The organism is Dermabacter jinjuensis (assembly GCF_902381725.1).
Taxonomy (GTDB): domain Bacteria; phylum Actinomycetota; class Actinomycetes; order Actinomycetales; family Dermabacteraceae; genus Dermabacter; species Dermabacter hominis.
Genome location: NZ_LR698963.1, coordinates 980,649 through 994,679 on the forward strand (window position 1 = coordinate 980,649; position 14,031 = coordinate 994,679).

11 protein-coding genes are annotated in these 14,031 nt (G+C 62.8%); 7 read left to right on the forward strand and 4 right to left on the reverse strand.

Annotation, left to right across the window (positions count from 1 at the left end; all coding sequences use genetic code 11):
* Positions 1–102: 102 nt before the first annotated feature.
* Positions 103–1,512, reverse strand: coding sequence for an NAD(P)/FAD-dependent oxidoreductase (locus FXY94_RS04250; RefSeq protein ID WP_016663784.1), 1,410 nt, complete (start codon positions 1,510–1,512; stop codon positions 103–105).
* Positions 1,513–1,642: 130 nt separating this feature from the next.
* Entirely contained in the window at positions 1,643–2,113 is a 471-nt protein-coding gene (locus FXY94_RS04255; protein WP_016663785.1) for a VanZ family protein, read from the reverse strand.
* Positions 2,114–2,155: 42 nt separating this feature from the next.
* Here FXY94_RS04255 and FXY94_RS04260 point away from each other — a divergent pair, with 42 nt between their 5' ends.
* The 3 genes from FXY94_RS04260 (at position 2,156) to FXY94_RS04270 (ending at position 7,065) form a co-directional block, all read left to right on the forward strand.
* Complete coding sequence (locus tag FXY94_RS04260) at positions 2,156–3,349, forward strand: exonuclease SbcCD subunit D (protein WP_016663786.1); 1,194 nt, start codon at positions 2,156–2,158, stop codon at positions 3,347–3,349.
* Between the two features lie 4 nt (positions 3,350–3,353).
* A complete protein-coding gene (locus FXY94_RS04265; RefSeq protein ID WP_070435616.1) occupies positions 3,354–6,467 on the forward strand; it encodes an AAA family ATPase in 3,114 nt (1,037 codons plus the stop codon).
* 91 nt (positions 6,468–6,558) lie between these two features.
* Entirely contained in the window at positions 6,559–7,065 is a 507-nt protein-coding gene (locus FXY94_RS04270; RefSeq protein ID WP_016663788.1) for a DUF456 domain-containing protein, read from the forward strand.
* Here the strand turns inward: FXY94_RS04270 and FXY94_RS04275 are convergent.
* Positions 7,062–8,045, reverse strand: coding sequence for a helix-turn-helix transcriptional regulator (locus tag FXY94_RS04275; RefSeq protein ID WP_016663789.1), 984 nt, complete (start codon positions 8,043–8,045; stop codon positions 7,062–7,064). The two genes, FXY94_RS04270 and FXY94_RS04275, sit on opposite strands and share 4 nt — an antisense overlap.
* A gap of 88 nt (positions 8,046–8,133) precedes the next feature.
* Between FXY94_RS04275 and FXY94_RS04280 the strand changes: the two genes are divergently transcribed.
* On the forward strand, positions 8,134–8,499 hold the full coding sequence (locus FXY94_RS04280) for a VOC family protein (RefSeq protein WP_016663790.1): 366 nt from the start codon (positions 8,134–8,136) through the stop codon (positions 8,497–8,499).
* Positions 8,500–8,630: 131 nt separating this feature from the next.
* Positions 8,631–9,464, forward strand: a complete 834-nt coding sequence (locus tag FXY94_RS04285; protein WP_040386444.1) for a class I SAM-dependent methyltransferase — start codon at positions 8,631–8,633, stop codon at positions 9,462–9,464.
* Between the two features lie 9 nt (positions 9,465–9,473).
* Here FXY94_RS04285 and FXY94_RS04290 read toward each other — a convergent pair whose 3' ends face one another.
* Positions 9,474–10,103 carry a DUF6318 family protein gene (locus FXY94_RS04290; protein WP_016663792.1) on the reverse strand — a complete coding sequence of 210 codons (630 nt, stop codon included), beginning with the start codon at positions 10,101–10,103 and terminating at the stop codon, positions 9,474–9,476.
* 199 nt (positions 10,104–10,302) lie between these two features.
* Between FXY94_RS04290 and FXY94_RS04295 the strand changes: the two genes are divergently transcribed.
* Positions 10,303–12,036 (forward strand): ABC transporter ATP-binding protein, encoded by a 1,734-nt coding sequence (locus FXY94_RS04295; RefSeq protein ID WP_051120691.1) that lies wholly within the window; start codon positions 10,303–10,305, stop codon positions 12,034–12,036.
* Complete coding sequence (locus tag FXY94_RS04300) at positions 12,033–14,027, forward strand: ABC transporter ATP-binding protein (protein WP_016663794.1); 1,995 nt, start codon at positions 12,033–12,035, stop codon at positions 14,025–14,027. Before FXY94_RS04295 ends, FXY94_RS04300 begins: the two co-directional genes overlap by 4 nt.
* The last annotated feature ends 4 nt before the right edge of the window (positions 14,028–14,031 follow it).

A 14,031-nucleotide genomic window follows, 5' to 3' on the forward strand; every position in this document is an offset into this window, starting at 1 on the left:
TTCCACGCGGAAGATTCACCGCGCTCCACCTCACGATAGGCCACGAAACAACCGTTAAGCGTGTAGCGCGCTTAAAACCCGTGTAAAACCCGGGGCATCACCCTAGCGGCGCATGCGCGGCCTGCCCGGATCCTTGAACCGTTTGCCGGCCTGGTAGCCGAACCGGCGAATCGGCGCATTTTCCCGAAAGGCCCTGCGAGCTCCGAGCGAATCCACGTCACCCACGACCGGGTTCGGCACACGGGAAATGCCCGTGCCGTTGTAGAGATACAGGAGGTTCGCGGCAACCGAACGGCGATTGCGTGTACCGAGCAACTTCGAGACGTGCACGCCCAGCCATGCGAGCCACCCGATCGAGCCCTGGAGATTCACGCCTCCGGGCAGTTCCGCGATAGCGGCACGCCGACCGATCGTCGCCATCGCCCCCAGGTCGTTGTAGTGGAACGGTTTGTGTGCAGCGTCCTCATCGCCGTCGACGAGGGCCTTGATCGCGCGGGCCACGTGCTGGCCCATTTGCACGGCGGGTTGGGCGAGTTGCGGCTGTGGATCATCGCCACCGGCGATATCACCCGCGGCCCACACGTTGTCATAGCCCTTGACGCGAAGGGTGGGATCGACATCGATTCGCCCCCCGCGCCCCTGCGGGAAACCCCACGCGTTGACGGACGTCGACACGCTCACGCCGGCGGCCCAGATCGTGATGTCTGATTCGACGTAGCTGCCGTCGGCGAGGCGCACAAAGTCGTAGCCGACCTCCTCGACACCCTGGCCAAGGCGCAGCGTCACGCCGCGCTTTTCAAGCTCGCGCGCCGCATACTCGCGATGCTGAGGCTCGAAGGCTTTGAGGAGCTCATCGCCGCGTTGAATAAGGGAAATCTCGAGCGTTCCCGGGTCCACCTCGGGGTAGAGCACATCGAGCTCGCTAATGCGGAAATCAGCGAGTGCCCCCGCGATTTCCACGCCCGTGGGGCCACCGCCCACAATCGAAATGGCGAGGCGGTCGGTGAAGCTCATCTCCGTGAGCTGCGTGGCACGCTCGAGCTCCGCGAAGATCCGCTCGCGGATCTCGAGAGCCTGCGAGCGGGTGTACATCGGCATCGCGAACTCTTCCGCGCCCGGGGTGCCGAAATAGTTCGTGGTGGCGCCATTTGCCAAAACGAGGTGGTCGTAGCGCACCGAGCCTCCGTCGGAAAGCTTCACGACCTGATCGTCGGTGTCAATCCCCGTGACCTCTCCCTGGCGAAAGCGCATGTTGGGGGCGTGGAGGGAGAGCCCGCGCAGGAACATCGTGACGTCGCCAGAGTTGAGGCCCGCGGTCGCAACCTGATAGAGGAGCGGCTGGAAAGTCTTGTACACGTTCCGATCGATGAGCGTGACCCGCACGCGAGCATCGCGCAGGGCAAGCACGAGGTGGGCGCCGGCGAAGCCGCCGCCAACGACCACGACATGGGGCCAACTTGCGCCATCTTTGGCGGGCACGGTCTTGCGATAGAACGCGGGGAGCAGGGGCATGAACGATCTGGTCCTTCAGTGATGCGACTCGGCTATGGCCGCCCATAACGGTAAATCGGTGACGTGAAAGAAAGCTCCACATCCTGTGAGCCGCGCGACTGTCGTGAGGCTCGCGATCATGTCGCAGTCGTTATCCTGCGGTGCGGCGGGTGCGGGACCGCTGGGCGAGCGCGAGTTCGATCCACAGCGCTCCGACTCCGAGGGCGATTCCGCATGCGTCGGCAAGCGCGTCGGTGACATCTGCTGAGCGCGCGGGCATGAACGATTGCAGGACTTCGATCGCGGCGCCCCACAGGAGGAGGACGGCAATGAGAACGAGCAAGTGTCGGACCTTCACGACCCCGAAAACTGTCTCGAGCCTCGTGTTCCCACGCTGGTGCGCGCCACTCTCAGCACGAGGGGACCACGAGAGAGCCCGCGAGTCTTCGAGACATAGAAGTCGTGAAAACGCCCAGGTCGTGAAAGCAAACACGAGGATGTGTCCCAATTTATCCGCGCCGGGGAGGAAGGCAACCGGCTCGGCGGCTTCGGGAACTTTGGGCAGAAAGAACACGGCATTTGCGAGGGCGGCTACGAAGGCGAAAAAAGGCGCAGACGTCATGAGGTGAGTTTAAATGTCCCACCCTCCTCTTAGAGTGAAAGCATGAAAATTCTTCACACGTCGGATTGGCACCTCGGGCGCACCTTGCACGGTGAGAACCTGCACGAATACCAGCGGGAGTTCCAGGATTTCCTTCTGGCGAAGGTCCGTGAAACCGGAGCGCACGCTCTCGTGATCGCCGGCGATATCTACGATCGCTCGGTCCCGCCCGTCGAGGCGGTTGAGCTTCTGCACGAGTCGCTCGCAGCGCTCGCGGAAGAAACCACGGTGATCCTCACGCCAGGCAACCACGATTCGGCGGTGCGGCTCGGCTTTGGCGCAAAACTCATGCGGCCCGGCATTCACATTCTCGCGGATGTCGAAGGGATCGAGCACCCGGTTTCGGTTGCCGATGAGCACGGTGAGGTGCTCTTTTTCGGGCTGCCCTTCCTTGATCCGGATCTTGCGCGCTACAGCCTCGCTCCCAAGGGTGGGGACCCGCTTCCTCGCACGCACGAAGACGTTACGGTGCAGGCGATGGATCGAGTCCGTGCAAAACTCGAGATTCTCGGGCATCCGCGAAGCGTCGTGCTTGCCCACACCTTCGTTGCGGGCGGGGACGGCTCGGATTCCGAACGCGACCTGAGCGTGGGTGGTGTGGCGTCTGTTCCCGGTGGCGTGTTTGCGGGGGTCGACTACGTCGCGCTCGGCCACCTCCACGGCTGCCAAAACATGAGTGCGCTTGTCCCTGGCGAGCGGCCCGTCGCGTGGTACTCGGGAAGCCCTCTGGCCTTCTCGTTCTCGGAGCGTCACCACACCAAAGCCGTTCTTCTTGTCGAGATGGACTCCTCGGGGTTGGTCGAGGTGGAACGTATTCCCACCCCCGTGCGCCGCCGACTCATCGAACTGGACGGCTCTCTCAAAGAGATTCTCGATAGTGCCCCGAACTATTCGGAGGATTGGGTCCACGCGATCGTGCGGGAGGAAACTCGCCCCGCGCACCTTCAGCAGGTCCTGAGCGCGGCGCTTCCACATCTCCTTTTTACGGAGTTCCGCTCCACACGCGAAACGGAATCTAGTGCCGCGCCGGTTGTGACGCGCGAGGCTTCACCGACGGAGGTCATCTCGGAATTCTTCGACTACGTCACGGGTGCCGAACCGAGCGCCGTGCAACGAGACATCATCGAGCAGGTGCTCGCCGATGCGCGCGCACGTGCCGATCTCACGGAGTCGCACGCACAGCGAAAGGCTTCCTGAATCCATGAAACTTCACCACCTGAGTTTTGAGGGCATCGGGCCGTTTAGGGAGAAAGTCGAACTCGATTTCGATGCGCTCGGCGCGAGCGGCCTCTTTCTCCTCGAGGGCGCCACGGGTTCTGGAAAGTCCACCATCATCGATGCGATCGTCTTTGCCCTCTACGGCAATGTTGCGGGCGGCGGCTCGAGCGATGCGCGAGTGCGAAGCGACTTCATGCCCAATACGCACCCGAGCGTCGTGGACCTCTTTTTCGAGGTTCCACGAGGGATCTACCGCGTGCGGCGCACCCCCGCCTACGAGCGCGCTCGACTGCGTGGAAAAGGCGCTCCCGTGCATGAGAACCAGAGCGCGAAGCTCTGGCGGCTAGCCTCGCCCGAAGCGCTAGGTGAGGCGATCGCTGGCACCGAACGCGCGGAAGAGATCGAGCCGATCGCCAACCGACCGGCCGACGTTGGCCGGGAGATTCAGGAACTGCTCGGCCTCACGCACGCGCAGTTCACCCAAACAGTCGTGCTTCCTCAGGGCGAGTTCGCCCGCTTTCTCAAAGCTGACACGAGTGAACGCAAGACTGTGCTCGAACGGATCTTCCAGACTCAGCTGTACGAGCAGATCGAACAATCATTCGGCGAACTCAGACGCGAGGCTCAACGTGACGTCGACGCCTCAAAAGCGGAACTCGGCGCGGCCCTCCAGCGGGTCCTCGAGGCGGCATCGGTCAGCGATGAGCAGCGCATGCAGGCGCTCACCGATACCCGGGATTTCACCCCGGCGGGTCTCGAGCGTGCCAGGGCTATTGGCGAGGAGCTCGAGAATTCCTCCGAAGCCGCCGCTCGCGAAGCCATGCGCATCCTGGACATAGCGAAGGCAGCCTCGAACGAGGCGGCGGAAGCCGCGAAGAAAGCCACCGAACGCCACGATCTGCTCGCTCGCAAAGCCCAGCTCGACGCCCACGAGAAGAAACGGGCATCGATTGAAGGGGCGGCGCGCAAAGCCCGCGAAAGCCTTGCCTCTCACGAACGTGCCGAAAAACCGTTCTACGCCCACGCGCATGAAAAGAGCGCGGCGGCAGCGCTGGACGCCGCCGCGACGGCACTTCCCGAAGCCGAACGTGGGCAAGTCTCCCAGTGGGGGGCGCTAAGCGACAAGAACCATCAGCGAAGCGAAAGCGCACTGGGAGCGGCCGCTGCGCTCGCGAGCCTCGAAAAGGAGGAAGCAGCGCTACCTCGACGTGCGACCGAGGTGAAAGAGGCCGCTCGCGAGGCTGAAAGGGCGGCGGAAGCGTCGAAAGAGAAGGCGACGCTGTTGAACGAGCGGCCGTCGGAACGTGAAGTGCTCGCCGAGAAGCTTCGCGAGGCAACCGAGCGGGCCTCGAGCCTCGGGGCCCTCATAGAAAGGCGCGAGTCCCATGCCGCGCGCGAGCGCACCGCGAAGGAGGCGAGCACGACCCTCGAAACCTACTCGTCGCGCGCGCAGCATGAACGCGACATGCTCGCGGCTCTCAAGCGTGCAAGCGAGGAAGAGGCACGTCTTCGGCGCAAACGCCTCGACGCGATCGCCTTCGAGCTCGCGGCGGACCTCGAGGACGGCCAGGCATGCCCCGTGTGCGGGGCGTGTGAGCACCCGGCACCCGCGCACACCGACGATGAGCTCGTGAGCCAAGAGCGCACTGCGGCGGCCGAACGCGCGCGAGTGGAGGCCGAACAGGGCCTGAGCGAGGCACGGGCATCGGCTGCCGCCACCAAGGCACTCCACCTCGATGCGCTCGAGCGGGCGTGGGGGGAGAGCGTCGAGGGGGATCTCGCGAAGTTCCAGGAGCAGCTTCCTGAACTCATCGAACGCTTGAGGAGCGAGGGTGTTGCGCTTGCCCGCGAGGAGGAGCTTGCGCGCGAAGCCGAGGGCGAGCGTGAGCGAGTGAAAACGGAGATCTCGCGGTTCGACGAGCGAACGGCCTCGCTCGAACGTGAAGCGCACGAGGAGGCGCTCGCCGCCGAGCGTGCCGCCCTCGAAGCTCAGCACCTCGAGAAAGCTCTAACCGAGACCCGCGCGGCTATTGCACAGGAGCTTTCGGCCCACGAAGACTCGCACGGGAGCATCGCGGCGCTACGCCTCGCGCTTCTAACGGAGGGTAAGGATGCTCGCGCGCACGCGAAACTGCTCGACAAAGCCCTGGAGGCTCGTTCTGCGCACGAGCGGGCTCAAACGCACCTCAACGAGTCTCTCGAGGGCAGCGGCTTCGAAACCATAGAGAAAGTGGCGCAGGCGCGTCTTGCCCCCGACCGTAGACAATCGCTCGAGGACACCGTGAAGGAGCATTCTTCGCTCACCGCGCTCATCGAGGATGCCCGCGCGGACGGCCGTCTCGAGGGCATTGATGCGAGCGAAGAAGCCCAGCGAGATGCAGCCGCGGCGCTCGAGACCGCGGCAGCGCGCGTGCGCGAGACCCGCGATGCACACACGGAAGCCGCGGGAACCCACGCGACTCGCGCGAAAGAGCTCGAGCGCGTGAAACGCGCACGCACAGATTTCACGGCTCTTGCCACCGCGCACGAGAAACGCTCGGCGCGCCAAAGCGAAATACTTCACCTCGCGAATATCGCGACGGGCAACTCGAGCGATGCGAAAGCACGTCTCACCCTGTCGACGTTCGCGGTCATGCGCCGCTTCGAGAAGGTCATCGAGGCCGCGAATGCGCGGCTATCGACTCTCTCGGGTGGGATCTACGAGATCCGCCTTGCCCAACCCGAAAAAGCAGGCCGCAAGCACGTTGGGCTCGACCTCGACATGCTCGACTTGCGCAATGATTCCTCTCGCTCGCCCTCGACCCTCTCGGGTGGTGAAACCTTCTACGTGTCACTCGCACTCGCGCTCGGCCTCGCCGACGTCGTGAGCGGAGAAAACGGCGGGGTGCAGATGAACACCCTCTTTATCGACGAAGGCTTCGGCACGCTCGACCCGGAAAAACTCGAGGGTGTGATCGCCGAGATCCGCCAACTTGCCGCCCACGGTCGCACGGTGGGAATCATCTCCCACGTCGCCGAACTCAAAACACAGATCGCGGAGAAGGTGCACGTGGAAAGAAAGTCCGACGGTACCTCGCGCATCAGCGTGAGTGTGTAGCGAGCGGTGCCTGCGCGAATCTCTATAGACTGAAGTCTCCGCCAGCGGCGTCCAAATTGCCCCTTGCCCGCCACGCACTAAGGAGAACACCGTGCCCGTGGACATCATCGTGACAATCATCGCCGCGCTCGCCTTCGCGGTAGGTATCACGGGCATCGTGCTGCCCGTGCTTCCCGGGTCGTTCCTCATCCTTACCGGAATGCTCGTATGGGCCATAGGGATCGGCGGCTGGACGGGCTGGGTTGCGTTCGCGCTGGTGGCGATGTTTTCGATCGCGGGCATGGCGAGCAGCTACGTGCTCACTGGGCGGAAGCTCAAACAGAGCGAAGTGCCCACGTGGGCGATCTTCGTCGCGATCGGCTGCGCGATCCTCGGCCTGTTCCTCATTCCCGGCCCGGGCCTCCTCATCGGGTTCATTCTCGGCTTCTTCCTCGTAGAGCTGAGCCGCAAGCGCGAGTTCCACGACGCCCTCAACTCGACGCTCTCCACCTTGAAAACCCTCGGGATTGGCATTCTCGTAGAACTCCTGCTCGCGATGGCGAGCGGAACAGTGTTCATCGTCGCGCTTGGCATCCACCTCTTCTCGAGGGCTGGTTAGCGATCGCGGCGGCGATGATCGGCAGTGCTTTGTGCTGAGTGAAACTGCACGATCTGGGCCGCGATCTCGCGGAATCGAACCACCGCTGCGGCTGGTCTTAAGATCCGAATGTGGTCTCCGAATTGGAGGAGCTGCCGAACCGATTCAACGTCTGGATAGTGGACGACGATATGAGTCCACTCGTCCTCGGAGCCGTCGATACGGATCATTCGCCCTCTAAGGATTCGTCGGGCCAGATCTAGGCGGGTCGAGCGCAGCTGTGCGTGCACCTCGATACCAGGCGCCGACTGAAAACTGGTCAGCAATTCTTGCCACACTGAGCGCAGATCGCAGTCCGGTCGTAGCACTGCGGAATCCGTAAGTAGCTCGCGGGTCTCAATGCGGCTGGTGTTAAACATGCGGGGTTGTGAGGCGACGTCAGCCACTAGATACCAGGATCCGGCTTTGTTCACGAGACCGTAAGGGTCCGCGACAACCCACTGCCCGCTGCTCTCGCCGCTGCGTCGATATCGGAGGCGGATGCGTTGTCTATTTCGAGCAGCGGTGAGAAGGTCGGCCACGTCGAGTTCCTGCTCGGCCGTGAGCCATCCAGAGGGGTCGACGTGGAGCACCTCGGGCAAGGGCAGAGCGGCGGAGGTTTGCTTACGCGCCGCAACAGCGGTCAGCTTCTGCTGGGTTCTGACATGTACAGCATGGAGCCCGATCTGCTCAAGAAGACCCTCATCTAGTCCTGCGACGGATAGCAGCTGCAGTTCATTTGGATCGAGGCGTGAGACGTCGAGCCGGGCCCGGTGATCCAGCACGATGGCTCCACCCCGGCCCCGCTCGGTGTAGATCGGCACCCCAGCAGCCGACAACGCCGTGATGTCACGCAGGATCGTGCGTGAAGATACCTCAAGACGACGAGCCAGTTCTTGACTGGTCATTCGTTCGTGGGTTTGCAGTAGCAGCAGGATGGACAACAAGCGGGACGACTTCATTCCCAATCCTTAAAGAAAACATGACAGCAGGTGTCGTCTATGCCTGATTATATGGGGCTCCCTGATCCACTGACATAAGGAGAGATCCATGCCGGCTCCAAATCTGTTTCTGACCTACGTCAGCGACGTCGAGCGATCCACCGATTTCTATAGTCGCCTGTTCGAAATCGAACCCACCTTCACCAGCCCGCGGTACGTCGCTTTTGAGGTCGCGCCCGGCGTGCTTTTCGCAATCTGGACCGGTCACGACGAAAATCTCGCATCAGCGACACCGCGCACGAACGAAATCGGGCTCATGATTCCCGGTCCCGCCTCTGCCATCGACGACGTCTACGAGGAATGGGTCGCGAAAGGAGTGCACGTGATCGAGGAACCGCACGACGACGTCTTTGGTCGCACCTTCGTGATAGCCGACCCCGACCACAACCTCGTGCGGGTCAGCCCCGTCGACTAGCCCGAATGGAGGCGCCATCGGCGGCGGGCACGAGCTCGCCGCCGTGTGGCGGTTGTGCCGTTAACCTTGCTAAATCTGCAGACCATCACGCGGAGCATCAAGAGCCGCGGCTAGGGTGGTCTTTCGTGACCATGAACGACAGGCGAAGCACTCCCGGCCCGATCCCCAACATTTCGGGCCGGGATGAACCGCGCTATGGCTCGCGGGAACGCAAAGAGGAACTCGCGAAGGGATTTCTAGGCGAGGGCGACGGCTACGACGAGCTGAGGCCCGGGTACCCGGCTGAAGCTCTCGACCTGATCGTGGCAGCCATCGGAACCGCTGCACGCCCCCGCGTGGTTGACCTAGGGGCCGGAACGGGAAAGCTTTCGCTCGCGCTCGCTGAGCGAGGCTGTCGCGTCACTGCGCTCGATACGAGCGAGTCGATGCTTGAAGTGGCGCGCACGCAAGCGGTCGCGAGCCAAATGGCGCAGCGGTTCGAGGCGTGCGTGGCGCCGGCAGAGGCCACCACTCTTGAGGCGGGAAGCGCAGACATCGTGACTGCCGCGCAAGCGTGGCACTGGTTTGAGACGGGCGCGGTGAGCGCCGAAGTTCGGAGGATTCTTGCACCCGGGGGAGTGCTCGCTCTCGTGTGGAACACGCTCGATGTGAGCGTGCCGTGGGTGCATCGATATTCGCGGATTGCGCACGCGGGCGACGTGCAACGCGAAGGTTTTCTCCCCGATGTGGGTGAGGGACTCGAGCTTGTGAAGCGGCACGTCGAACACTGGGTAGATGAGCGCCCCACGTGGGACTTCGTACGGCTTGCAACGACCCGCAGCTACTATCTCACCGCTTCGGAAAAAACCCGAGCGAAGGTCCTCGACAATCTCGACTGGTACCTCCACGAGCACCTCGGCTACAACCCCGGCAGCCGGGTCGCGATGCCGTACCGCACGGATCTCTTTCTGTACAGGCCCGCCTAGCCGGCTGTCTTAACCAACCGCCATCGACGTCACGCGCCAGTGGCCGTCAACGAAACGAAGACCTACGGAAAACTTCCCCTGCGACGCCCCGCGCGTTGCGGGCTCGCGCGTCGGGTCATCGATGAGCTTTGCGGCGGCCTCGTGGAACGTCGCGTCGACCTTCGCAGTCGTCGAGGCTCCATCACTCGCACCGTTGCCCTTCGTGAGCGTCACCTTCTCGTCGCTGAGGGTGATCTCGCCGCCCACGATCCAGCCTCCCGCGGCGTGAAGTTGCTCCGCATTGTCAGCAAAGCGCATGCACTCCTCGCACGACGGGTCCATGAGTTCGCGCCACGCGCTCGTGTCACCGGTGCCGATCATGTAGGCGTACACGGCAAAGAGATATGTGGTGGCTGCTTTTGCTCCCGCCTCGGTTTCGTCGTCGATACCCGGGAAGTCCGCGCGCGATGGTTCCGTGGTGTTCGTCGGCTTTGGCTGGGTCGCGGGATCGACCTTTGCGCGCGTGTCTTGCGCGGAGTCGGCCACCTGCCGACCGCCCTGATCATTCTGCGTGAACTGCCCGATCCCCACGAGCCCCGCGGGGATGATGAGGGCAAGAGCGAAGATCAGGACGACGATGCGCTGGGTCGTTTTACTCACCGCTCAAGGCTAATACAGCCCCTCGGTGCACGGCAGAATCGGTCGAGAGCGATCACCATAGTCGCGAAACAGCATCGGTTGTATTCTTTGGGCATTGTCACTGCGGGCGTGGCAGGCGTCGGCCTCTCCTTACCCGCACGAGCACGAAAGGTTCTTCTCTCTCGTGACCCTCCTGAGACTCCTGTGGCGCTACGCAAAAATGTCGTGGCTTTCTCTCGTGCTCGTCGCGGTGTTCGAAACTGCGGCGCAGCTTGCCGCCCTCTACCTGCCCACGCTCAACGCTGACATCATCGATCTTGGCATCGCCAAGGGTGATATCGACGCGATTTGGCGCCTTGCCGGCTGGATGCTCCTCGTGAGCTTTGCCAATATTCTCGCCCTCTGCGCCGCGAACTACTTCGCGGGTCGGGTTGCGATGAGGCTTGCGCGGGACGTGCGCTCCGATGTGTTCGATCGCGTGCAGTCCTTCAGCGCGAAGGAAATCAGCCATTTCACTCCTGCCTCGCTTATTACGCGCAACACGAACGACGTGCAACAGCTTCAAAACCTGTCGTTCTTCGGTCTCATGTTCCTCGTGTCCGCGCCGATTACCGGCATCGGCGGGGTCGTTCTCGCGCTCCAGCAGGAGGCACAGCTTGCGTGGCTGATCGCGGTCATGGTGCCGCTCATGCTCGTCGCGATCGGTGTCATCGTGCTGCGTGCGGCGCCCCTGTTCCGCGAGATGCAGGAGAGGATTGACGAGCTGAATCTGATTCTTCGCGAGCAGATCACGGGCATTCGCGTGGTGCGTGCATTCGTCCGCGAGCCCCATGAGCGGGGCCGTTTCGAGGTGTCGAACGAGCGCTTCACGCAGATCAATCGACGGGTGGGGCACCTGATCGCGTTTATCAACCCGATCATCATGTTTCTGCTGTCGTTTAGCTCGGTGCTTGTGTTGCTCGCGGCGGCGGGTCCAATCGACCGCGGCGAGATGCAGGTCGGTTCGATTGTCGCGTTTATTTCCTACCTCATCCAGATCCTCATTGCGGTCATGATGGCGACGTTCATGACGATGATGATTCCGCGTGCGATGGTCTCCGCAGAGCGCATCACGGAGGTGCTCGATACGCACAGTTCGGTGGCGCTTCCTGCCCCAGAGGTCGCTGTTCAACCGGGGGATCCGCGTGTAAGTGCGCGCGCCGAGCTCGAATTTGACGACGTTACGTTCGCGTATCCGGGCGCGGAACGGCCCGTGCTCGAGGGCATTTCGTTCAAGGCCCACGCGGGGCAAACAGTGGCGATCATCGGCGGAACAGGCTCGGGCAAAACCACGCTGCTCGGGCTCATCTCGCGGCTCTTCGACGTGACGGACGGCGCCGTCAAGATCAATGGCGTGGATGTGCGTGAGGCGGCGCCTGAGTTGCTTCACGGTCGCCTCGGTTACGTGCCGCAACGCCCGTATCTTTTTAGCGGGACGGTCGCCTCAAATGTGAGGTTTGGGCGGCCGGAGGCGAGCGACGAAGAGGTGTGGCATGCCCTCACGATTGCGCAGGCCCGCGACTTCGTTGCCGAAATGCCCGAGGGGCTCGATTCCCCGATCGCCCAGGGTGGTTCGAACGTGTCGGGTGGTCAGCGTCAGCGCCTCTCGATCGCGCGGGCGCTCCTGTCTAAGCCCGACATTTACCTTTTTGACGACTCTTTCAGCGCGCTCGACCTGCAGACCGATGCGCGGTTGCGCGCGGCCCTGAAACCCGAAACGCGCGAGGCGCTCATGGTGATCGTCGCCCAGCGCGTATCGACCATTACGAGCGCCGATGTGATCCTCGTGCTCGATCACGGACGGATAGTCGGGCGCGGTACGCACGAGGAGCTCCTCGCGACGAACGAGACCTATCAGGAGATTGTGGCCTCGCAGGGTGCGGCTTCAGAGTTTGAGGAAGAGGCGAAGCAATGAGCGAGGACAAGAAGCAGAGCGAGCGGGGCCTGCGCCCCGGTCAAAAATCGCGCAACTTCGGGCCGTCGCTGAAGCGGCTCCTTCGCGAACTCATGGCCGAAAAGGCAATGCTGTTCGGCGCGATGGCAATCGGCGTCCTCTCGGTGATTCTGAGCGTGATCGGCCCGAAGATCCTCGGCCGCGCGACCGACATCATCTTCAACGGTGTCGTCTCCAAGCGGTTGCCGGCTGGCGTCACGAAGGAACAGGTTGTCGCCGGAATGCGCGCGAGTGGCCAAGAGCAGCTTGCGGACATGGTCTCGGGCATGGACCTGAATCCCGGTCACGGGATCGACTTTGGTGCGCTCAACACGGTGCTACTCACCGTCACGATCCTCTATGTGCTCGCGGCGTTCTTCACGTGGCTCGAAACGCGCATGCTTATTCGCGTGGTGTACCGCAGCGTCTACAGGCTGCGCCGCGACGTCGAAGAGAAACTGCACCGCGTGCCTCTCAGCTACTTTGATTCGCGTCGCCGCGGGGACCTTCTCTCGCGCGTCACGAACGATGTCGACAACGTTCAAAACACGCTCAACAACACTCTCGGCGGCATCATTACCTCGGGCCTCACGGTGCTCGGCACGATCATCATGATGTTCGTGATCTCGCCGATTCTCACGCTCGTGGCGCTCATCGTGATCCCGCTCGCGCTTGTGATTACCGCGGTGATCGGCAAGCGCGCCCAGAAGTTGTTTGGGGAGCAGTGGGATGCGACGGGCGAGGTCAACTCGGAGGTTGAGGAAGCGTTCTCCGGCCACGAGATCGTGTCGGTTTTTGGTCGCCAGGACGATCTGCGCGTGAGCTTCGAGAAGAAGAACGCCGAGATGTATCGCGCGAGTCTTGGTGCGCAGGTGGTCAGTTCGCTCATCATGCCGTTCATGATGTTTGCGGGGAACCTGTCCTATGCGGCGGTGGCGCTCGTGGGCGGCCTCAAGGTCGTCTCGGGGCAGCTCACGCTCGGTGATGTGCAGGCCTTCATCCAGTACTCGCGCCAGTTCACGCAGCCCGTGTCGCAGCTCGCTTCGATGGCAACACAGCTTCAGTCGGGCGTTGCATCGGCCGAGCGCATCTTTGAGTTTTTGGATGCCGAGGAGCAGGTCCCGGAGAGCCCGGGGGAGGGGTCCGACGCTCGCCGGCCCAAACCCGAGGCCGCATCACCTGGTCGTGGCGAGGTGCGGTTCGAGCACGTGCGCTTTTCCTATTCGCCCGAGAAGCCTCTCATTTCTGATTTGTCACTCGTGGCGAGTCCCGGGATGACTGTTGCGATCGTGGGCCCCACGGGGGCGGGCAAAACGACTCTCGTCAACCTCATCATGCGCTTCTACGAGATCGATGGTGGTACGATCACGATTGACGGCGTGGATACGCGCGAGATGACGCGCGATGAGTTGCGCAGCCGCACCGGGATGGTGCTGCAGGATACGTGGCTTTTCAAAGGCACGATCCGCGAGAATATTCGCTACGGTCGCCTCGATGCGAGCGACGAGGAGGTGCTTGAAGCCGCCAAGGCTACTCACGTGCATGACTTCGTGCAGCAGCTTCCAGAGGGCTACGACACGATCATCGACGACGAAGGTTCGAGCGTGTCTTCCGGTGAAAAGCAGCTTCTCACGATCGCGCGTGCCTTCCTCGCGCGGCCCGAGCTGCTCATTCTCGATGAGGCGACTTCAAGTGTCGATACTCGCACCGAGGTCCTCGTGCAGAACGCGATGAATACGCTTCGCGAAGGCCGCACGTCATTCGTGATCGCGCACCGCCTCTCAACAATTCGCGATGCCGATCTGATTCTCGTGATGGAGCACGGCGACATCGTCGAGCAGGGCACCCACGACGAGCTTCTCGCGGCGGGCGGCGCCTACGCGCGGCTGTATCGCTCGCAGTTCGAGGGTGCGAGCAGCGAGTGTGAGAGCAGCCCCGGGCAGGAGCTGCAGGCTTCCGCCCAGGACGGTTAGATGC